The following is an 18805-nucleotide window of genomic DNA, read 5'->3' as shown; positions in this document are numbered from 1 at the left end:
CAACAATAGAGACGACTTAAGGGGTTCGGATGTTCGCACTGTTCAGCGCGACGGATTTGCAGGCCGAGGCTCGCGGGCAGTTCGCCCTCGACGACCTGTTCGGCGCGGCCGAGGCGCCCGCGGCTACGGTCGTCGAGTCGGCTGTCATGCCGGACCCGTGGGAGTTGATCCCGCGTGAGGCCATCACCGGGCAGGGGGTTCTCGGCGCGTGAGCGTTCGCCACCTCGACATGGCGGGGATCGGCCGGGCTCTGGTGAGCCCGGTCTCTCGTCATGCGGTCAGCAAATGGCGCGAGCGGTATCCGGCGGGCTCGGCGCACCCGTTCCCGGAGCCGGATGTGGTGATCGGCGACGAACCCGGCGTGCCGGGATGGCTGCCCGATCGGGTGCCCGAGATCGAGACATGGCGGGCGGGGCTACCGGGTCGGATCGGCCGACCGCGCAAGGATCAACCGGAGTAGTCGACCGGCATCGGGTTGGCGTTGCCGTAACCGCGGACCCAAGCGCGGGCGAGCACGCGCTCACGCGCGGTGTCGGCGTCGCCCCGGTACGGGTTGGCGCGAACGGGTCGGCGGGCTTGCGCGGCGGCGCGACCGGCGGCCAACGCGAGACGTACCTCGTCGGCGGGTGTCGTCATCGCAACCAACCGTCTCCTGTCGTGCCCTGTCCGGGGTTCTCGCCGAGCAGCCGGGCCGTCCACTCATCGTAGGTAATTCGGCCGTGGGTGTCCCACCATTCTTTCAGCTCGTCCGATGCCCACTTCCGGGCGCGGCTCTCCGGCCCGGTGAACAGGGCGTGCGGGTCGATCCCGGCGGCTTGGCCTGCCGGGGTCACCATGTGCCCGCGGGTGGCGTCCTCGGCGGCGATGTACTGCTCGTACACGTGATCACGGAAAGCCTTGCGCGCCAACTCGTCGAACCCGCGGCCGGTGTAGCCCTGCCCGCGGAGCTGCGCGATGGCGCGGTCTCGGCGTTGCCGCTCGACGCTGTGCCCGTATGCCTCGGCGGCGGCTTCCTCGTCCGACCATCCTTCGTCGATCAGTTCCTCGAACCGCGCCCACTGCGCGGCGTCGCGCTCGGCGCGCTGCTGCTCGCGGCGCGCCCGGTCCTGCTCGCGGCGCTCGGCTACCCGGTCGGCCTCGGCCTGGCGGCGGTTCATCTCGTCGAGCACGGCGTCGATCGCCGACTCGTCGTCGGACACCTCGACGAACCGCGCGTCGAGTTCCTCGTCGCTGAGCGCGGCAAGCTCGGCGGCGACCCGCGCGGCCCGGTCGCGTTCGGCCTGCTGCGCCTCGGCCTGCTCGCGTTCGACGCGTTGACGCTCGGCCTGTTCGGCGGCGAGCCGTTCGCGTTCGCGCCGCTGTGCCTGTTCGGCGGCGACGGCGTCGAGGCGGGCCTGCTCGCCGGTCCCGTCGGCGACCTGGTCGGCGAGCGCGGCCCGGCGGGCTCGCGCGGCCGAGATCGTGCCGTGGCCGAGGTCGAGCTGCTCGCGGTAACGCTTGCGGTTGAGCCCGGTCGCGTCGACGTGCTCGCGGATGTCGGCCTGTAGCCCTCGAATGCGCTGCTGTGCCGCGCGCCGGGTGGTGTCGTCGAGCGCCCCGGCTTCCTTGCGCTTCTCCTTTCTGACCTTGCGTTCCAGCTCGCGAAGGTGTTCGCGTTCGTCCTCGGCGGCCTGGTCGTGCTCGACCGGCTCGTCGAGGCGGGTCACACCGGGGATGAACGGGACGAACGTATGCCGACAGTTCGGGTGCATCAGCCCGGCGGCGCGGGCTTCATCGACGCTTCCGGCGACCTCGACGCGCATCGGAGTGCCGGTGAGTTCGTTCTCGACGGTGCGTGCTCCGCCGGTTCCGGTGCGGACCAAGATGCGCCCCTGCCACACCGAGCACAGGGCGCACCCGTCGGTGGTGTTGGAGACGGTGACCAGGTCGACCCCGAGGGAGTCGAGGCGGGCGAGGTGTCCCTCGTTCCACGCTCGCGCGGTCGCGGTACGGGTGGCCATCTCGACGTAGGTCGCGAGGTTCCACGGACGCCCGGACCGGTCGACGAACCCGGAAACCCCCTGCGACACAAGGCGGTCCCACGCGGCGCGCTGCGCTGAGCGGGTCGTGCCCGTGCCGAGCAACTGCGCCGGTGCCGCTGCGGCTACCGCGACTTGATAGGCGTCCTGCCCCCAACGCAGCACCCGCAGATAGAGCGCGTCGAGCCGCGAAGTGAGGTCGGCGGCGAGCAGCGCGGCGGCGTCCATGCCGGGGATGACCTCGCGTAGCGCGACGAGCTGCGGCTCGTCGAGCGCGCCGAGGTCGGCGAGTTGAGCGAGCGCGGCGGCGCTGCCCGCCTGCCACGCGGCGAGCACGGCCTCGGCCGCACTGGTGCCGACCTCGGCGCGGAGCTGGGTGATCAGCCGCTCGACGGCGAGGCGCATCTCGCGCACGGCGGCGGCCTTCTGCGTCGCCCACTCCGGGACGTCGGCGCCTGCGCGGGCGCGGCGGGCGATGTCGCCGAGCAACCTTGCCTCGACCTCGGTGAACACGGCGAGGATGTCGCGGGCGAGCTGCTCGACGACCTCGGCCGGATCACTGCCCGGCGGGGGCTCCCACGCCATCGCTTCCGCCCCCGTTCTCGAAGCCGCGCCAGGTGGCGGGATCGGGGACGGCGCGGCCGGTCTCGGCGAAGATGCGCCCGACCTCGGCGTCGACCTGGTCGCCGGTCCACTCCGGGTGGACCAAGCGCACCCGGACTTCGGTTGAGGCGGCCTCGGCGGTCAACAGCGCGTGCGCGGTGCGGGCAAGCTCGGCGGTGTCGGGTTGGGCTTGGTCGCCAAACTCGACGACAGGCTCGGAACCGGTCACACCGCGGGTGCCGAACACGTGCGCGTCGACGTCGAGCAGCGCGCCGACCAGGGGGCCGAGCGCGGCCGACCAGTAGCGGCTTTTCTTGTCGCGGGTGGTCTCGGACAGCTCGCGGCGGTCGGTGACCTCGGTCGCGGTGACCCCGGTCGCCCTCCCGTTGATCTCCCCGAACGTCGAGGGCGAGTAGCCCGCGGACCGGAGGACGTCGTGCGTGATCTGCTGGGCGGTGGCCTGGTGCTCGGCGACCCGGATCGCGAACTGCGACGGGGTGATAGGCGGCGCCCCGTCGCCGCGGCCGGTGAGCATGTTCACCTCGGTGAACACCTCTTGATCGTCGTCGAACGTCGCGCCTTGCCCGGGGCCGTTTGGGGTGAGGTAGCCGGCGGGCACGATCAGCCGGGCTTTCGCTAGCCGGATGTCGCGGACCCAGGACGAATAGACCTCGTCGAGCACGTCGAGCAGCGGCTCGACCCCGTCGAAATCGCTACGGCCGAGCGGACGCAGCGCCGGGACCGGACGCCACTCGCGCGACGGCCGGATATTCGGCGCGTAGGCGGCGGTCAGTCGTTTGGTGCCGGTGCCGATCGCGCCGTCAGCGTCGACCAGCTCGGCGGCCCATGCCGTCGATGGGTGCTCGGTGAGCGGGATCGGGCGGCCGAGGTCGTCGTCGCTGCCCTGGTGCAAGGTGTGCACGATCCGGCCGGGCTCGTGCCGTTCGAGGTGGCGCAGGACGGTCGGGCCGTCGACGGCGACGGTCTGCCAGAACGTCACCGCGGACAACCGCGACCAACGCCACTCCGGTACCGCGGCGTCGGCGTCGACCGTATCGAGCATCGCGTGCGGTCGAACGTCGCCGTCCCACACCACCCGCAGATATGCGCCACCGAGCGCGGCGGCGACCTCGGCCGCTTCCAACAGCGCCGAGTGCGTCTCGGGGGTGTTGAGCACCTGATCGAGGCGAGCCTGCGCTGTGGTGTCCTCGGCGAGCACCCGCGGGGGCTCGGCGAACAACAGGTCAGCGCTCGCGGTCGCTATGTCCGCGGCGAGCGGCACATGCACACGCGTGCGCTGCTGCCCCCGAGGGGAAACCGGGCGACCCCAGAAAAACCGGCTGACCGCGCCCACCAGCCCGCCCCGGTACTGACCAGGACGGGAGTGCACCACGGGACCGGACCCGTACAGCGCGGCGAGCTGCTCAGCACGCCCGACATACCAGGCGTTCCACTCGCGCATCTTGCCCGCGGCCTGATCGAACGGTTTCGGGGGCCAGGAATCAGGCACGTTGCACCCCTCTTCCTGCCGGGGCGGCGGGTGCAGTTGAATCTGCCGAATGGGAATCTTCAAGGACGCCAAGGCGAACACCGCTAGCGCGGATGCGCAGAAGGCGGCGCAAGCTGGGCAGACTGTGTTCGTCGCGAGATTCAACTACCCGGCGACCCACCACGGGCTGTCCGGTCAGATCGCGGACTGGTCGGTACAGATTCAGGCAGTGGAGTCCGCAGGCTGGAGAGTGGAACACTTCTCCGTTGCCGCTGACACCAAAGGCAGACCCGAGGCTTACGTCATGTTCAGGCGGCACTGAGGACCGGGCGCCACAGGTTCTCTGTCGTGGTGATCGCGTAGCGCCCGGCGTCGAGCCTGTGGTCTGCGACCTTGACCGGGGCATCGGTGCCTTTGGCGGTGGCCGAGTCGTCCCAGGAGTAGCCGGGTGCTTCGCGGATGAACCCGGCGCAGCGGTCGGCGACGCGTAGGCGTTTCTCGGAGAGCAGCGACGAGACGACGCGGATGCCGTAATTGACGTCGTTGTCGGCCGCGGCTGTGGTCACTCCGTCGTTGTGGAGCTGGACCCGGAACGACGCGGCGGAGGGGTCGGCGACGATCCACTGTGGACGCAGCATGGTCGGGCACGGCAGGTGTGGCCGGTCGAGCCAGTCGCGCAACCCGGCGGACAGTTGCGAGTCGGTGAGCCGCACCCGCGCGCGGGCGGGGTCATGGCTCCACTCGTCGACCAGGTACAGGCGGTTGTCGACCCCCTCGCCGAGCAACACGGCCGCGGTCGCATTGGTCGTGCCGTAGTCGATCCCGACCGCGAGCAGCCGCGCCATGTCGGGGAGGCGTTCCCAGGGCAGCACGTGATCGGCCGGGTTCCACATGTCGAACACGGCGCCCTCGGCGGCGACCCACTCGCCGAGGATGAACCGGCGGAACCACAGTCCGGTGTACTCCCGCCGGATGCTGTCCTTATAGGACTGTTCTAGTGCGGGGTTGTCGTCGAGGACGAAGGAGAACGCGCGCCAGTCGGGCAGCTCGTCGAGCCGGTCGAGGTAACGGCGCTTCACCCAGTGCGCCGGGCTGTCCGGGTTGGTCGTGCAGAAGCACTGCGCCCCGGGAACGCTCATCCGGCCGAGCAACTGCGTGAAGAAGTCCTCGGCGACGACGGTCAACTCGTCGACGTAGGCGCCCGCGACGGTCAGGCCGCGCAGCACCTTCTCGGCCTTGCTGTCACTGGCGCCGAGCACGTAGACGGTGTGGTCGAGGATTCGGGCGGTCGGCGCCCCGGCGGTGTAGTGCACCTGGTCGGCGACAGCCCCGAACAGCGACGGGTCCTGCAACGGGGCGAACACGTTGCGCGCGACGCTGTCGCGGGTGCGGCCCACGACGACGAGCAGCCCGCCGCGGGGTGCGGACGCGACATAGATCAACCAGCGGAGCAGGCTCGCGATGGTCTTGCCCGAGCGGATCGCACCCGACCAAATCGACACGCGCGTCGAGGACTCCCGCAGGGAGTCGAGTTGTTTCGCAGACAGCGGCAGGTCGACGTCAGGCATCGCCCGCGACCCGGATGCCGAGCGCGACGGCGAGCCCGCCGAGCATGGACTTCGCGCTCTCACTGCCCTTGTCGGCGTCGACGGCCTCAAGCCGCCCGGCGGCCGACAGGTGCGTCGACAGCGCGGACGCGAGCGCCTTCTCGTCCGGCGCGGGCACGTGGTCCAGCGACGTGGACTCAATGCCGTTGATCGTCGTCGCGGTGAACGTGTAGGCCGGGGCCTCCAGCCGGGCGAGCAGGTGCTCGGCGCGGCCGTAGAGCCGCCCGACGATCTCGGCACGGCGCGCTCGATTGTCGATCTGGCGGGCGGTGGTCGCCGCGGCGGTTGCCGAGCGGTCGAACGAGAGCCCCAGTGACCGGGCGATGCCGGTCACTGTCGAGGGCGAACGATTGATTGCGCGGGCGATGTCGTTGCGGGTCTTGCCCTCGGCGTGTAGCTCGCGCACGCGGGCGCGATCGGCGACGGTGATCAGGTTGCGAGGCAAGGTCGGTCACCTCGCCCGGTCCAGACATACGACAGCCCCGCGACCAGGGGGAACAGGTCGCGGGGCCATGTGGTTCGGGGTGCGGGCACAACTCACCCGCCGCGATTGAGCAGTTTAGGCGGACCCACCGACGGCGCGGGTGACATGCGAACGGGTCGGAGTCGCGAGCGCGACGTCGATCACCTCCCCGACCAGATACCGGGGGCGACCACGCTTGTCGGGCTCGCGCCGGGTCAGCTTGCCCGCGCGTGCCCAGGTGCGCACGGTGTTCGCGGACAGGTCGCGGCCGAGCAGCCCCGGCAACGCGCGGGCGACCTCGGCCGCGGTCGCGAGCGCCCCGCGGGCGGCGCCGAGCAGCGCGGCACGCAGGACCTCGACATCATGGCGCGACTCGCACTCGCGGCACCCGACCAGTACCCGGTCCGGGCGCGCGTAGAGGTCGGCACCGCAGTCCGGGCACGGCCCGCAGAACAACCGCACCGGAGGAAGGTCGACTGCCCGGCGGGCGCGCTCGACGGCGTCGGTGATCTCGTCGACCAACTCGCCCGCGGCCGGATGGTGCTCGATCCAGGTCGGGTGTCGGCGCAGCCACGCGGCCATCTCGGGCAGGGTGTCGTCGAGGTCGAGCGCATCGAGTTCGGCGAACACCACCGGTGAGCCGTCCGGCGCGGTCTCTCCGGTCGGCACCTGGCGGCGCGGCGCGTGTGTCTCCCACAGGTCACGCACCCACGTCGAGAGCACGTTGCGCAAGTCGTCGCGAACCTCGGCGGCACCGTCGTTGAACGGCAGACCGGTCACGGCCGGACGCGAGCCGACCCGCTGACCGGTCCGGGTTCGCCGGGCGACGGTGTCGTCGAGGTCGTCGACCAACTCGGCAACTTGCCTGAGGTCGGACACCAGCCTGCCATGACATGACCGACAGATGTAGCTGTCCGCTGTGGGGGTGGCGCACCGGGGGGTGATGCAGATCGTCACGATATGACAGTCCCGTCTGCCTGTCACCCGATCAGGAGTTGTCTTCAAGTTCAGAGTTCCGGTTCTCACACATTTACAACCAGTTGTCAGGGGGATGCGTAGAGTGCGCGGGGGAGCCTGGCATTATTGGTGTCGTCGGTCTGGTCGGCTATCTCATGGGAGGCAACTCGGGCGCCGTGTCCGCCTATTCGGCTCGTCGAGTCGAAGGGCACGGCTGTTAGGAGGTACGAGTGCCAGACGGACAGCGGTGGTCCCCATCGGGGGAGCCCCAGGGTGTTCCGCTGATGTTGGAGCGGTGCGCCTTGGCGGTCGATGTGGTCGGCGTCTTGGCTGACGCCGTGGGTGCTAGTGGCCTTGCCACCTGCACAAGGCCACTAGCCGGGGCTCTCCGGGTCGTAGCGAAGCACGCACGCGGACCGAGGTAGCCCACCGCGGACGGGCGGGCCGGTGCTAGCACACCGGCCCGCTCCCTGTTTGTTGCCTCACCACTGTACCCGTCTCACCTATATGGCCTGGTCAGGCCACCTGTGCTCAAGGGGTTATCTAGCAAGATAAAATGCAAATTGAGCGTAGATGTGCACCTGTCTTGGCGAGGAAATGTACGAAATGTAGGAAATGTAAGATTTTGGCGTTGCCGAGTTAGATGATTTACTACGCCGTTCGCGCGTTGGGCTTGCTGCCCGACGGGTGCCCATTCGTCGTTGGTGCGTGGTCGTACTCGGCCCTGTTTGTGGAACTGGCGGCCCGCATCCGCAGTAGAGAACCATTTGGTTCTGTTCGTGGTGTAGTCGGCGACCGGGCACGCTGCGAAGAAGGGCGAGGCACTCGGCTAGCTGTTCGCCTAGGTGGATGGAGCGCTTGCGGTCAAGCCGTGGTCGTGTCCGGTACCCGGTCGTCGAGGACGTTGACGGCGGGCTCGACGTCGGGCAGGTGGTCGAGCAGTAGGCGACGGCTTCCGCCGCACTGGCCGCACGGCTCATCGCGGCGGATGACGAAGGCGCAGCGGCAGTACGCCGAGAACCACTCGACATCGTTCTCGTCGCGGTGCGGGGTTCGGTAGACCTCTTGGTGTGCCCGTGACCGGGTGCACTCGACAGTGTCGTCGTGTGGGTGGGCTTCCCGGCAGTTCACCGGGTCGGCGAACTGGACCATGGCGCGCACGAGCGCGTGATAGGCGCGCTGCTGGTAGTCCTCGTTCACGTCTCCCCCTTGACGTCGTCCCGCCGGGGACGTTACCGACTTCCCGTTCGCCGCACTGGGGTTCGCGCTGCTCATTTCAGGTGACACGGTGCCTGTCACCATGTCGTTCGGTCACCGATCACGCTGCGACGGCGACCAGTTCGACCAGGCCGGAACCGGCCTCGACCTGGTCAGGTGCCGGTACGCCGGGTAGAGGCAAGACGTACTGCCCGGCTCCGGTCCATCTGCGGCCGGTGCGCATCGGCGCGGCGAGCGCGATCGGCCGCACCCATGGGTCGCCCGCTCGTGCTCGTGCTCGGTTGCGTTCGCGGCGTTGCCGGTCGTAGGCGGTGTGGGCCTCGCGGCAGAGGTCGCAGCGGCACCCGTGTTTGGCGTAGCGGGAGTTCGTGCCGTGCGCGGGTTTGATCACGGGTGCGGGGTGGCCGGTCTGCTCGGCGAGCTTTTCGCGCTGGTCGGCGTCGAGTCCTCCGCGGATGCCCCACGCTTCGCCCGCGTCGAGGGCCTCGGCGAGGCACTGCTCGGCGACCGGGCACGCGGCGCACAGGGCGAGGCACTCGGCGAGCTGCTCGCCGGGCTCGACGAAATCGAGGTCGATCCGCCCCCGGCAGGCGGCCCGTGCGTGCCATTCAGGCAGACGCAGCGTCATCGAGCAGCCTCCGCAGGGTGTCGAGCGCGTCGTCGAGGGCGCGGGTGATCGGTGAGTACGTGACGCGTGGGGCGTTGGCGAGGTCGGCGTCGTGTTCGTCGCGGCGTTGGTGGTGGGTGAGCGCACGGTGCACGGCAATGGCCACTGTGGACAGCTCGTGGCGGGTGTCGGCGTCCATCACGCGGCCTGTTCGACTGGTGCGGCGAGGGTGTCGAGCAGCCATGGCAGCGCGGCGGCGGCTTGGTGCGGGATCACGCCGTTTCCGAGCACACGGAGCATTGCCGTGCGGGACAGGCCGGGGACGTGGGTCACCCACCCTTCGGGGGCGCCTTGCATCCACTCGACGAATGCCGGGTCGAGCACGCGGGCGCCGTGGTGTCCGGTGGTTATCGGGGCGGGCGCTGGTCGGCCTAGCCGCCGTTCCCATCGTCGGATGGCGGGGGTGTAGTCGCCCCAATCAGTCGAGCCGCGTCGGTGAGCGTCGCCCGGGTTCCGGTGGCCTTCCTGGTCGATGCCTTGGCGTCCAGCGCCGTCGGAGTGGGCATCAAGGTCGCCGCGCCCGCTGCCTCGGCCGCGGGCAGGCGCTCGAAGATCACCTGCGACAGCGGCGGCCGATAGCCCTCGCCGGCGCGTCGGCCAGGCGTCCCCGTGTCGCTCGCCCGCGGTGTCGGAAGCAGCGACGAAGACCCGGAATCTGTTGTGGGGTGCTCCCACGGCGGAAGCGGGTAGGCCACACCACGCCGCGTCGTACCCGAGGTCGGCCAGGTCGCCGAGTACGGCGCCGAGTGCCCGCACAGCATGGGGTGCGTGGTCTCCCAGACACCACGGGCAGGGTTCCATCTGGCTAGTGGCCGGTGCACTGAGCAACCCCCGAACGTTCTCGGCGACGACCAGCCGCGGACGCAGGACGCTCACGGCGTAGGCCATCTGGGACCACAACCCCGAGCGGCTGCCGGGGCGCAGACCGACCCGCTTGCCCGCGCTGCTGACGTCCTGGCAGGGGAACCCACCGACGAGCACGTCGACCGGGGCGGCCTGCGACCAGTTCACGCCGGTGATGTCACCGAGGTTCGGCACCCCGGGCCACCGATGGGCGAGCACGAGCGACGCGGCGGTGTCGACCTCGGCGTGCCAGACGACCGACCCGCCGAGCACGGCCCGCACCCCGAGGTCGAGACCGCTGTACCCGCTGAACAGCGAGCCGATTCTCACCGCGCACCCCCGGCGGGCAGGGGCTCGACGACGAGCGCCAGGGCGGCGCGCTCGCCGAGCACGATCTCGGGCATGTGCTTGACCATGAGCGCGGGCACGTCGTCGACGACGACGCGGGCGTCGACCAACCCGTCGGCGCACGCTTTGAGGGTGGGCACGAGGTTGTCGGCGTCGCGGCGGCGACGGTCGGTGACGGTCCAGACCAGCCGGACCGAGCAGCGGCCGAGCGCGGGCACACTCAGCGAGCGGGCAAGCGTCGCGGTGTCGCGGCGAACCTCGGCGGTCAGCCGAGCGCGGCGGCCCCAGTGGTGACGCTGGTTCGCGGTGAGCGGCGGACGGCGGTAGGGCAGCAGCAGTGTGTAGGAGGTCGGCGCGTCGCCCGCGCGCACGCGCGGCGACGCTGCCGACCGGTCGCGCCCGCTGTCGTCGTGGTTGATCACTGGTTCCCCTGGTTGGTCATGGCGGCGAACGCGGCGTCGAGGCGCGCGGGGTGGGCGGTGGTCTTGGTGAGCGGGCGACCGCCGGGGCCGGTGCATCGGTCTCCTGGTTGAGCGCGGCAGTAGGGGCACGGGACGGCGAGGAAGGCTCGGCGGGCGTCGGCTTCGGCGTGCTCGGGGTCGATGCCGCGGGCGGCGGCGAGCGCGGCGCTGACGCGGGTGATGCCGTCGCGGATGGCGCGGAGCCCGTTCTCGTCGAGCTGGCGGGCGCGGGCGGTCAGCTCGGCGCGGTGTCGGCGTTCGGTGGCGTCGCGGCGGACGGCGCGCCAGTGCTCGACGATGTCGGCGGGCATGACGGTCTCGGCGTGGTGGCGGTAGTGCTCGCGCACGGCGTCGGCACCGACTTCGGCGGGCACGTCGTCGAGGATCGCGGCCCACATGTCGAGCACGTCGGGGTCGGGTTGGGGCACCTTCGGGTCGACGGCCGAGGCGGCGCCGAGCAGAGTCGCGACCTCCTGCCGGTTCACCGCGCCCCCTCGACAGCGAGCCGGCCGGGCTCGACGTGGCCGTGCTTGTCGACGTCGGCGAGGGCGAGCCAGCCGCGGACCTTGTCCCCGCGGCCCGAACGCGCTGCCGGACGGCCCGGTGGGTTCCGGTTGTGGTGGGCGGCCTTGACGGCGTCGTCGTAGAGGTGGGGGAGCAGGCCGGGGCGGGCGTCGGGTCGCCGGTGCCACTCGTCGAGCGCGGCCCGGACCGCGGTCGGGTCGGCGCCGTCGCGCAGCAGCCCGTCGGCGATTTTGGCCAGCGCTCGGACGGTCGCCGGGCGGTAGGCGACGCCGGTCTGCTCGCGCCAGGCGGACACCAGCCGGTAGGCGTCGGGGCGGACCGCGGTCGCCGAGAGTTCGGCGACGGTGGTCGTGCCTCGCGCACGGGCGGCGCCGCTTTTCGGTTCTGTGGTTCGGTTCAGTACTTCCGGTTCACCTTGGGGTGTCACTGTGACACCCGCGTGGGGTGACGCTGTGACATCCCGGGGGTGTCCCTGTGTCCGGGGGCGGGGGTCACTCTGTCCGTCAGGGGTGTCACTGTGACCGACGGGTGCGGGGGTCACAGTGACCGGTTCATGTGGACCGTCGAGGGTGAGTCGGTAGACGTTCGAGGTGTCGGCGCCGGTGCCGCGCTGGCGTCGGGCGCGGGCGATCAGATGGCGCTCGGCGAGCGCGTCGAGGGCTCGGCGCACCGTGCGCTCGGACGCCTCGGTCTCACGCGCCAACGTGGCGACCGAGGTCGTCGCGCGCCCGTCCCGGTTGGCGTGGTCGGCGAGCACGAGCAGCACGAGTTTCGGCATGGGGCCGCCCGCGTTCTGCTCGACGGCCCAGCGCAGCGCGTGAACGCTCACCGTGGCCTCGCCGCGGTGAGCCGCCCGGCAATCTTGTGCGGGTCGACGTCGAGCAGTTCGGCGACCTGGTCGAGCGGGTCGCCACGGCGGGCGAGGATGCGCAGCACCTCGGCGGCCTCGGGCGCGAGAAGATCGCGGTAAGCGCGTCGGCCGCGCAGGGCTGCCTCGACGGTGAGCGGGTTCAAGCGGCGTACTGCGGTGGTCATCATGTCCTCTGCACTCGAATGAGGGCGTGCGCCATCGCGCCAACAGCCGAAAAGGCTTGGCGGGCAGGCGTTTCTGTGGTCGATCCGACGCTAAGGGCGTTCGGACGCGTTATGTTGACTAGTTGTCAACCCGCGTGAAGATCACTCGTTAGGGTGGTTCCCGATCCAGACTCGGTTACGGCTCGCGCGACGTGGGCGGCGTCGGCTGCGGTACTCCCCGCACGGGACGATCACCCGGCGCGCGGCCCACGTGCCGAGCACCGACGGCAGCACGTTCGGCGAGTGCGCCTCGGCCTCGGCATCCGCGGGAACGGCCTGGCGCACGTCGTCGGCGGTGAACGGGTGCCCGGTGGCGACCAGGTCGGCGAGCACAGCTTCGACGGCCTCGCGGTAGCGCCGGTGCCCGGCGGTGGCCGCGGCGAGGTTCGCCTGCTGCCCGGCGCGGCGGTCGGCCAACGCTAAGGCGAGCTGGTCGACGTCGTCGGCCATGGCGGCGCCCCCTCCCCGATGTCTGCGGCCCACGCCGCGAGCGCGAGTAACAGGTCGCGGTGCGCAGCGGCGTCGGCCGCGCGCTGCGCCGGGGCGCGGGCCTGCACGACAACGCAGGTCGGGCACTCCGGGCAGCACGGCGCGCAGTCGTCGACATCGCAGCAGCCGCTCGCCCGGTGCTCGCCGCAACAGACGAGCACCAGGCCGGTAGGGACGAGGGCGGTCGTCACGTGACACCCCGCAGGGCGGCGCGCAGTGTCGACAGCGCCCGTTCGGCGGCGAGCGCCCGCTGCTTCCACTCGGCGCGCTCGCCGGCGACCCGGTCGTGCTCGGCGAGCCGAGCGACCGCCTCGGCGAGGGTGAGCCCGCCGAGTTCGCCGAGGTCGACCCGCGGGGCGGCGTCGGCGCGGTGCCGGTTGAGGTGCGGGCGGATCGAGCGCACGTTGTTCGAGGTGTAGTCGCAGTGCGCGCACCCGTAGACGGTCCGGCCGTCGGCGAGAACCAGAGTGCGGGTCTGCTGCCACAGGATCGGGTTGCCTGCCCGGTCGCGCATCTGCGCGTTGGTCGGGCGGTCGTCGACCACCCGAACCCCGTTCACCGTGGTCGCGGTCATCGCGCACCCCCGGCGTCGGGCTTGTCGTTGTCGATGGTGGTGTTCATGACGCCTGCGCGGTGGAGTCGTCCGGCAGCAGCAACTCGCCGGGGTCAATGCCGAGGGCGTCGGCGAGTCGACCGAGCAGGGCCGGGCTCGGCCGACGGCGGCCGTGTTCGATAGCGGACAAAGCGCCCTTGGTGCACCCGGCGTCCGCGGCGAGCTGGGTCACAGTTCGCCGGGACGTGATGCGCAGGCGGCGCAGCTTGGACGTGTCGATGGGTGGAGCGACCATGGCTCGCACAGTATTCGCATAATCTCGTATCGCACAAGTGTTTGCAGATGTATGCGCAGGTGGAGGCCCGTCTATGTAGGACAGCGCGTGTTCGCCCCGTCACGCTCGCAGCTCAACCCGATGGTGAGCGGGGTTGCGTGATGCGAGTTTGTTTGACCAGACTCGATCTATGAGCGCCGACGACAGCGACCTTCCCCCCTGGCCGCTCGGGCCGTACCTGTCAGCCGCCCGAGAGCAGGCTCGCTTGTCGATCGCGGCGACCGCCCGACGCTCCGGCGTCAGCCAGGGCAAGATATTGCAGCTTGAGCGCGGCTACATGATGCGCGGGGACAGGAAGGTTCCCGTCGGCACGACCAAGCTCACCGTCGAGAAGGTCGCTCGTGCGGTCGGCGCCGATGTCGCCGAGGCGCTGCGTCTTGTGGGCATCACCACAGACGATCCGAGCAGGCCCGGACGGAGAGTGGCCGGAAATGATCTATCCCAGGTGTCAGACGGAGAACTCGCCGCCGAACTCCACCGTTTGACAGCCGAACTGAACCGGGTCACCGACGAGTTGTCGCGACGTCTCGCTGTCCACTCCATGAACGCCGAGTGACGCCGCGCAAATGATCAAAAATGGTCACCCCACACGGGGTGGATGGTTACGCAATCGACGTGTATACCTCCATAAGGAGTAGTCGTGTCGAGTGGGCGGTGTCAGTGGAAGAGTGTTTCGTGGACTGGTCCGCGGATGCGCGTCCTATGCGCTTGTGGATCAAGGCGCTCGGCAACGGCACCATGCGGGCCTGGCTGGAGCAGAGCGAACTCGAACCCGTGATCATCACTGCCGAGCAGGCCAGACGAGCACTGGTCGCCTGGAAGTACCTACGGACCCGAATGAGACGCGGCGAGCACACCGACTTGGAACTCGCCACCCGGTTCCGGGGAGAGCGGACCAATAAGGACGCCGTCCTGGTCTTCGCGCTCGACAACGGGCGCATGACCTACTGGCGAAACGGCGAAAAACTCAAGCCGATTCCGCTCAACCTCGAAGCCGTCGACAACTTGATCTCGGCATGGGACACCGTCTACCGCGCCATCGCGACCGCGTGAGGTAGACGGCCGCTCGAAGGTCGCGCGCGGCGCTCGCCTCTGCTTGCGCTCATGCCGAGCAGACCGCGACAGGGCGCTGGTGTGAGCTTCACGGGATACGCTACGATCGCTTTGCGAGGTCGCACTATTGCGTCTCTCGTAACATTGCTCGACCTGGGAGAATCGGACCTAGCACAGAGCATGTGCCCGCACTATTTCCAATCGTGCGCACTAGGCCACTATGCGAATCCTCCGTCGAAGAGGGTACCGGACGCTGGTCTGACCGGCCAAAACGGGGGGTCAGACCGGGTGTGCCCGTCTGACCTGGGCGTGCGGCGGGGCCGCGAGGTCGCACGATTGGCGCACGCGTCGCCCAAGGGGTGCGCCGGGAGCGTCTGCCGGAGGCTGGCGCTACCGACTCTTTGAGGTTCGATTTGAATGCGACGCGCGCCTAAGCGATTCGGGTCGGGTGGCTGAGGGTGGTTCGCCGCCCCGTCGAGAGCGGTCGCGGGGTGCCGCTACACTTGTCCGTGGACCCCGTGCGGTGTTCATCTCGCGAACCTCCCCAGGGCCGGAAGGCAGCAAGGATAAGCGGGCTCTGGCAGGTGCACGGGGTCCCCTTTTGTTCAGGCGGCCACCCGCGCGGCCAGTCCCGCGATCTCGGCGACGCGCTCGTAGCTGCGCAGCCGGTCGGCGTGGTCATGGACGTTGGTGGTGATCATCAGCTCCTGCACGCCGGTTTCCGCCAGCAGTTCGGCCAGTTTCGCCCGCACCGTCTCCGGGCCGCCGATGACCTGCGATTCCAGGCGCTCGTCGATGAACAGCCGGTCCAGGTCGGTGTACTCGTAGGCGGCGGTCTCCGCCGGTGACGGCAGCCTGCCGGGGCTGCCCTTGCGAAGCTGGAGGAACTGCAACGCCGCGGGTTCCGCCAGGGCGCGTGCCGTCTCGTCGTCGGCGGCGCACACGACGCTGGCGGCGATCATCGCGTACGGCTCCGACAGCACTGCCGACGGCCGGAAGCGGTCCCGGTACAGCGCCAGCGCGGGCAGGGTGTTCTCGGCGCTGAAGTGGTGCGCGAACGCGAACGGCAGCCCCAAGAGCCCGGCGACCTGCGCGCTGTAGCCGCTGGACCCGAGCAGCCACACCGCGGGCTGGTTGCCCAGCGCGGGCACGGCGGTCACTCCGCGCGAGTTCCGGCCGGTGAAGTAGTCGACCAGCTCGGTCAGCTGCTCGGGGAAGTCGTCCGCGGACAGCGGGCCGCTGGAGCGCCGCAGCGCTTGGGCGGTCACCTGGTCGGTGCCGGGCGCGCGGCCGATCCCCAGGTCGATCCGGCCCGGGTGCAGCGCCTCCAGCGTCCCGAACTGCTCGGCCACCACCAGCGGCGGATGGTTCGGCAGCATGACGCCGCCGGAACCGACGCGCAGGGTCGAGGTGGCCATCGCGATGTGCGCGAGCAGCACCGCGGGCGCCGAACTGGCGATGCCGGGCATGTTGTGGTGCTCGGCTACCCAATATCGGTGATAGCCCTGCCGTTCGGTCGTGCGGGCGAGGTCGAGGCTGTTGCGCAGCGCGGCGGTCTCGGTGGAGCCGCTGGCGACCGGGGCGAGGTCGAGGACCGAGTACGGGATGGGCACGTGTGGGGACAACGCCGCCCGCGCTTACCGGATTCCCGGTCTGTCCACCCGCTGGTGATCGCCGCACCGGGGCGGCGGGGCTGTCGGGGGCGGCGGGTAGGGTCGCGGCGTGGCGCTCGCCCTATACCGCAAGTACCGGCCTGCGACCTTCGCCGAGGTGGTCGGCCAGGAACACGTCACTGTCCCGCTGCGCACCGCTCTTGCCGCGGGGCGGGTAAACCACGCCTACCTGTTCTCCGGTCCACGCGGTTGCGGCAAGACCTCCAGCGCGCGCATCCTCGCCCGTTCCCTCAACTGCGAGAAGGGCCCCACCGACGAGCCGTGCGGCACCTGCGACTCCTGCGTCGGCCTCGCCCCCAACGGGCCGGGCACGGTCGACGTGGTGGAGTTGGACGCGGCCAGCCACGGCGGCGTGGACGACGCCCGCGAACTGCGCGACCGGGCGTTCTACGCGCCCGCCCAGTCCCGGTACCGGGTGTTCATCGTGGACGAGGCGCACATGGTCACCACGCAGGGCTTCAACGCCCTGCTCAAGATCGTCGAGGAGCCGCCGGAGCACCTCGTCTTCATCTTCGCCACCACCGAGCCGGACAAGGTGCTCGCCACCATCCGGTCCCGCACGCACCACTACCCGTTCCGGCTGATCCCGCCGGGCGCCATGCGCGACCTGCTGGAACGCAACTGCGCCGCCGAGGGGGCCGTGGTCGAGCCAGCGGTGTTCCCGCTGGTCATCCGCGCGGGCGGCGGCTCGGCCCGGGACACCCAGTCGGTGCTCGACCAGCTTCTCGCGGGCGCGGGCCCCGAGGGCGTCACCTACGAGCGCGCGGTGGCGCTGCTCGGCGTCACCGACGTGGCCCTGATCGACGACATGGTCGACGGGCTCGGCGCTGGCGACGCTTCCGCCGTCTACGGCACGGTCGACCGGCTGGTCGAGGCCGGGCACGACCCGCGCCGCTTCGCCGCCGACCTGCTCGACCGGCTGCGCGACCTGGTCCTGCTCCGCGCCGTGCCGGACGCGGCGACCCGGGGGCTGGTCAACGCCCCGGACGACGAGTTGGACCGCATGGTCGGCCAGGCCCAGCGCATCGGCGCGGCGACGCTGGCCCGGTACGCCGAGATAGTGCACACCGGCCTGGTTGACATGCGCGGCGCCACCGCGCCCCGGCTGCTGCTGGAACTGCTGTGCGCGCGGATGCTGCTTCCCGGCGCCGTCCCGACCGACGCGGCGGCGGATTCCGCTGTCCTGCAACGGCTGGAGCAGGTGGAGCGCCGCATCACCGTCGCCCCCGGCGCGGAGCCGTCCCGGGCGTCGCAGCGGGCGGTCGACGCGGAACCGGCCGCCGCCGAGCGCCCGGTCGCCCGTCGCCCGTCGCAGCGGGAGGCGGTTGCCGAGCGCTCGGCCGCCAGTCGGCCGCCGCAGCGGGACGAGGCTCCCGCTGAGCGTCCGGTCGTCACCCGGCCTGCACAGCGGGCGAGTCAGGACGCCGAGCGCCCGGTGATCACCCGGCCCTCGCAGCGGGCGGCGCAGCCGTCCGCCGAACCGGCACGCCCAGCGCAGCCGGAGCCGACCACCGCACCCGAGCCGGTGGCCGAGTCGACGCCGGGGGCGCTGGACGCCGCCGGGGTGCGCCGGGTGTGGTCGGAACTGCTCGGCGCGGTTCGCAAGTCGAGCCGCAGCACCGAGGCGATGCTGACCAACGCCACCGTCGCCGCCGTCGAGGGCGACGTCGTGGTGATCGCGCACCCGGCCGCCCCCCTGGCCCGCAGGCTCGGCGAGCCGCGCAACGCCGACGCGATCGCCCAGGCCCTGGTCTCCGTGCTGGGCGGCCGCTGGCAGGTGCGCTGCGTCCACGCCGAACCCGGCGCCGCCGCGCCGCCCCCGCCGAGGGCCGCCGCCGCACCACCTGCCCGCCCAGCGGCCCCCGCGCGCTCGGAACGCACCTTCGAGCCGCCGCGCCGGGTGATGAACAACCGCCCGCCCGCCGAGGACCTGCCCCCCGAGCCGCCCGAGCCCGACCTCCCGCCCCCACCGGAGCCGGAGGACGAGGAGGAGATGCTCGCCCAGGCCGCCCGCAAGCCGGACCCGAACGACGCCGCCGCCCGGGAGGACCCGGAGGCCGCCATGCTGAAACTGCTCGCCGAGAAACTGGGCGCCCGCCCCGTCGAGTGACGGCCCGGCACCTGCCCGGCCTTACCACGGTTTCGTCCTGGGGCGGCGTCCGGTATCCACATGGTCCGGAGTTATCCACAGCCGCGGCGCATCCCCTTCCCGCCGCTGACCTGCGCCGATAGACTGGAGCGGGGTCAGCCCCCAGGGTGGGTGGGGCTTTGTTGTGGGGGCGGTGGGCGGCGGAAACGAGTCGAAAACGCACTCGTCAAGGCACTGTCCCTAGGGCACGGTTGACTGCCGGTCACATCCGCGTGTGGGTGTCTCGCAGGAAACAGATGCAGCTCTTTGGTTGGGGCGGGCGGGTTTTGACGCATCGGCTG

General features: G+C 70.9%; 25 protein-coding genes and 1 other RNA gene. 7 read left to right on the top strand and 19 right to left on the bottom strand.

What is annotated here, in order from left to right:
* Positions 1-29 precede the first annotated feature (29 nt).
* Both BLS56_RS27945 and BLS56_RS31020 read left to right on the top strand, forming a co-directional pair.
* Complete coding sequence (locus BLS56_RS27945; RefSeq protein ID WP_091456921.1) at positions 30-212, top strand: hypothetical protein; 183 nt, start codon at positions 30-32, stop codon at positions 210-212.
* The gene (locus BLS56_RS31020; RefSeq protein WP_228771992.1) at positions 209-460 is read left to right on the top strand and encodes a hypothetical protein; all 252 of its coding nucleotides are present in this window, start codon (positions 209-211) and stop codon (positions 458-460) included. The genes BLS56_RS27945 and BLS56_RS31020 overlap by 4 nt, the downstream gene beginning before the upstream one ends.
* On the opposite strand, the gene BLS56_RS27940 is transcribed toward BLS56_RS31020, so the two are convergent.
* Genes BLS56_RS27940 through BLS56_RS27930 form a run of 3 tightly spaced genes read right to left on the bottom strand, consistent with a single transcriptional unit; the run spans position 448 to position 4131 of the window.
* Entirely contained in the window at positions 448-636 is a 189-nt protein-coding gene (locus tag BLS56_RS27940) for a hypothetical protein (RefSeq protein ID WP_091456918.1), read from the bottom strand. The two genes, BLS56_RS31020 and BLS56_RS27940, sit on opposite strands and share 13 nt — an antisense overlap.
* Positions 633-2603 (bottom strand): phage minor capsid protein, encoded by a 1971-nt coding sequence (locus tag BLS56_RS27935; RefSeq protein WP_091456916.1) that lies wholly within the window; start codon positions 2601-2603, stop codon positions 633-635. Before BLS56_RS27935 ends, BLS56_RS27940 begins: the two co-directional genes overlap by 4 nt.
* The gene (locus BLS56_RS27930; RefSeq protein WP_091456913.1) at positions 2575-4131 is read right to left on the bottom strand and encodes a phage portal protein; all 1557 of its coding nucleotides are present in this window, start codon (positions 4129-4131) and stop codon (positions 2575-2577) included. The genes BLS56_RS27935 and BLS56_RS27930 overlap by 29 nt, the downstream gene beginning before the upstream one ends.
* A gap of 49 nt (positions 4132-4180) precedes the next feature.
* On the opposite strand from BLS56_RS27930, the gene BLS56_RS27925 reads away from it, so the two are divergent.
* Positions 4181-4432, top strand: coding sequence for a hypothetical protein (locus BLS56_RS27925; protein ID WP_091456911.1), 252 nt, complete (start codon positions 4181-4183; stop codon positions 4430-4432).
* Here the strand turns inward: BLS56_RS27925 and BLS56_RS27920 are convergent.
* From BLS56_RS27920 to BLS56_RS27850, 15 genes are all read right to left on the bottom strand, one after another.
* Positions 4419-5678, bottom strand: coding sequence for a PBSX family phage terminase large subunit (locus BLS56_RS27920; protein WP_091456909.1), 1260 nt, complete (start codon positions 5676-5678; stop codon positions 4419-4421). The genes BLS56_RS27925 and BLS56_RS27920 overlap by 14 nt on opposite strands.
* Entirely contained in the window at positions 5671-6162 is a 492-nt protein-coding gene (locus tag BLS56_RS27915) for a helix-turn-helix domain-containing protein (RefSeq protein WP_091456907.1), read from the bottom strand. Before BLS56_RS27915 ends, BLS56_RS27920 begins: the two co-directional genes overlap by 8 nt.
* A gap of 114 nt (positions 6163-6276) precedes the next feature.
* Positions 6277-7059 (bottom strand): hypothetical protein, encoded by a 783-nt coding sequence (locus BLS56_RS27910; RefSeq protein WP_091456904.1) that lies wholly within the window; start codon positions 7057-7059, stop codon positions 6277-6279.
* A gap of 942 nt (positions 7060-8001) precedes the next feature.
* On the bottom strand, positions 8002-8337 hold the full coding sequence (locus tag BLS56_RS27905; protein ID WP_091456902.1) for a hypothetical protein: 336 nt from the start codon (positions 8335-8337) through the stop codon (positions 8002-8004).
* A 118-nt stretch (positions 8338-8455) separates the two neighbouring features.
* On the bottom strand, positions 8456-8983 hold the full coding sequence (locus BLS56_RS27900; protein ID WP_091456900.1) for a WhiB family transcriptional regulator: 528 nt from the start codon (positions 8981-8983) through the stop codon (positions 8456-8458).
* Positions 8964-9161, bottom strand: coding sequence for a hypothetical protein (locus tag BLS56_RS27895; protein WP_091456898.1), 198 nt, complete (start codon positions 9159-9161; stop codon positions 8964-8966). The genes BLS56_RS27900 and BLS56_RS27895 overlap by 20 nt, the downstream gene beginning before the upstream one ends.
* Positions 9161-10195, bottom strand: a complete 1035-nt coding sequence (locus BLS56_RS27890; RefSeq protein WP_091456895.1) for a DNA cytosine methyltransferase — start codon at positions 10193-10195, stop codon at positions 9161-9163. The genes BLS56_RS27895 and BLS56_RS27890 overlap by 1 nt, the downstream gene beginning before the upstream one ends.
* Positions 10192-10635, bottom strand: a complete 444-nt coding sequence (locus BLS56_RS27885; protein WP_175483080.1) for a RusA family crossover junction endodeoxyribonuclease — start codon at positions 10633-10635, stop codon at positions 10192-10194. The genes BLS56_RS27890 and BLS56_RS27885 overlap by 4 nt, the downstream gene beginning before the upstream one ends.
* The gene (locus tag BLS56_RS27880) at positions 10632-11159 is read right to left on the bottom strand and encodes a zinc finger domain-containing protein (RefSeq protein ID WP_091456893.1); all 528 of its coding nucleotides are present in this window, start codon (positions 11157-11159) and stop codon (positions 10632-10634) included. The genes BLS56_RS27885 and BLS56_RS27880 overlap by 4 nt, the downstream gene beginning before the upstream one ends.
* Entirely contained in the window at positions 11156-12028 is an 873-nt protein-coding gene (locus BLS56_RS27875; protein ID WP_091456890.1) for a helix-turn-helix domain-containing protein, read from the bottom strand. The genes BLS56_RS27880 and BLS56_RS27875 overlap by 4 nt, the downstream gene beginning before the upstream one ends.
* On the bottom strand, positions 12025-12234 hold the full coding sequence (locus BLS56_RS27870) for a hypothetical protein (protein WP_139191032.1): 210 nt from the start codon (positions 12232-12234) through the stop codon (positions 12025-12027). Before BLS56_RS27870 ends, BLS56_RS27875 begins: the two co-directional genes overlap by 4 nt.
* A 141-nt stretch (positions 12235-12375) precedes the next feature.
* The gene (locus BLS56_RS27865; protein ID WP_091456884.1) at positions 12376-12723 is read right to left on the bottom strand and encodes a hypothetical protein; all 348 of its coding nucleotides are present in this window, start codon (positions 12721-12723) and stop codon (positions 12376-12378) included.
* Positions 12693-12953: a hypothetical protein gene (locus tag BLS56_RS27860; protein ID WP_091456881.1), complete on the bottom strand. Its 261-nt coding sequence runs from the start codon at positions 12951-12953 to the stop codon at positions 12693-12695. The genes BLS56_RS27865 and BLS56_RS27860 overlap by 31 nt, the downstream gene beginning before the upstream one ends.
* Positions 12950-13336, bottom strand: a complete 387-nt coding sequence (locus BLS56_RS27855; RefSeq protein ID WP_228771991.1) for a hypothetical protein — start codon at positions 13334-13336, stop codon at positions 12950-12952. The genes BLS56_RS27860 and BLS56_RS27855 overlap by 4 nt, the downstream gene beginning before the upstream one ends.
* 43 nt (positions 13337-13379) lie before the next feature.
* A complete protein-coding gene (locus tag BLS56_RS27850; protein ID WP_091456879.1) occupies positions 13380-13610 on the bottom strand; it encodes a helix-turn-helix domain-containing protein in 231 nt (76 codons plus the stop codon).
* A gap of 169 nt (positions 13611-13779) precedes the next feature.
* Between BLS56_RS27850 and BLS56_RS27845 the strand changes: the two genes are divergently transcribed.
* The 3 genes from BLS56_RS27845 to ffs all read left to right on the top strand — a co-directional run bounded on the left by BLS56_RS27845 (position 13780) and on the right by ffs (position 15305).
* Positions 13780-14205 (top strand): helix-turn-helix domain-containing protein, encoded by a 426-nt coding sequence (locus BLS56_RS27845; protein WP_091456877.1) that lies wholly within the window; start codon positions 13780-13782, stop codon positions 14203-14205.
* Between the two features lie 119 nt (positions 14206-14324).
* On the top strand, positions 14325-14702 hold the full coding sequence (locus tag BLS56_RS27840; RefSeq protein ID WP_139191031.1) for a hypothetical protein: 378 nt from the start codon (positions 14325-14327) through the stop codon (positions 14700-14702).
* 508 nt (positions 14703-15210) lie between these two features.
* Positions 15211-15305, top strand: an RNA gene (ffs, locus tag BLS56_RS27835) — signal recognition particle sRNA small type.
* 2 nt (positions 15306-15307) lie between these two features.
* On the opposite strand, the gene BLS56_RS27830 is transcribed toward ffs, so the two are convergent.
* A complete protein-coding gene (locus BLS56_RS27830) occupies positions 15308-16309 on the bottom strand; it encodes an LLM class flavin-dependent oxidoreductase (RefSeq protein WP_228771998.1) in 1002 nt (333 codons plus the stop codon).
* Between the two features lie 115 nt (positions 16310-16424).
* Here BLS56_RS27830 and BLS56_RS27825 point away from each other — a divergent pair, with 115 nt between their 5' ends.
* Entirely contained in the window at positions 16425-18485 is a 2061-nt protein-coding gene (locus BLS56_RS27825) for a DNA polymerase III subunit gamma and tau (protein ID WP_091456869.1), read from the top strand.
* Positions 18486-18805: the final 320 nt, after the last annotated feature.

Origin of the sequence: Actinokineospora iranica (assembly GCF_900101685.1) — a bacterium.
Taxonomy (GTDB): Bacteria; Actinomycetota; Actinomycetes; order Mycobacteriales; family Pseudonocardiaceae; genus Actinokineospora; species Actinokineospora iranica.
This window is presented reverse-complemented; position numbering and strand designations above follow the sequence as displayed.

Bases quoted from the DNA above. Each gene is read 5' to 3' on its own strand.
- BLS56_RS27945 (WP_091456921.1), top strand. From the start codon at position 30: ATGTTCGCACTGTTCAGCGCGACGGATTTGCAGGCCGAGGCTCGCGGG.
- BLS56_RS27940 (WP_091456918.1), bottom strand. From the start codon at position 636: ATGACGACACCCGCCGACGAGGTACGTCTCGCGTTGGCCGCCGGTCGC.
- BLS56_RS27935 (WP_091456916.1), bottom strand. From the start codon at position 2,603: ATGGCGTGGGAGCCCCCGCCGGGCAGTGATCCGGCCGAGGTCGTCGAG.
- BLS56_RS27925 (WP_091456911.1), top strand. From the start codon at position 4,181: ATGGGAATCTTCAAGGACGCCAAGGCGAACACCGCTAGCGCGGATGCG.
- BLS56_RS27920 (WP_091456909.1), bottom strand. From the start codon at position 5,678: ATGCCTGACGTCGACCTGCCGCTGTCTGCGAAACAACTCGACTCCCTG.
- BLS56_RS27900 (WP_091456900.1), bottom strand. From the start codon at position 8,983: ATGACGCTGCGTCTGCCTGAATGGCACGCACGGGCCGCCTGCCGGGGG.
- BLS56_RS27895 (WP_091456898.1), bottom strand. From the start codon at position 9,161: ATGGACGCCGACACCCGCCACGAGCTGTCCACAGTGGCCATTGCCGTG.
- BLS56_RS27870 (WP_139191032.1), bottom strand. From the start codon at position 12,234: ATGACCACCGCAGTACGCCGCTTGAACCCGCTCACCGTCGAGGCAGCC.
- BLS56_RS27865 (WP_091456884.1), bottom strand. From the start codon at position 12,723: ATGGCCGACGACGTCGACCAGCTCGCCTTAGCGTTGGCCGACCGCCGC.
- BLS56_RS27855 (WP_228771991.1), bottom strand. From the start codon at position 13,336: ATGACCGCGACCACGGTGAACGGGGTTCGGGTGGTCGACGACCGCCCG.
- BLS56_RS27850 (WP_091456879.1), bottom strand. From the start codon at position 13,610: ATGGTCGCTCCACCCATCGACACGTCCAAGCTGCGCCGCCTGCGCATC.
- BLS56_RS27845 (WP_091456877.1), top strand. From the start codon at position 13,780: ATGAGCGCCGACGACAGCGACCTTCCCCCCTGGCCGCTCGGGCCGTAC.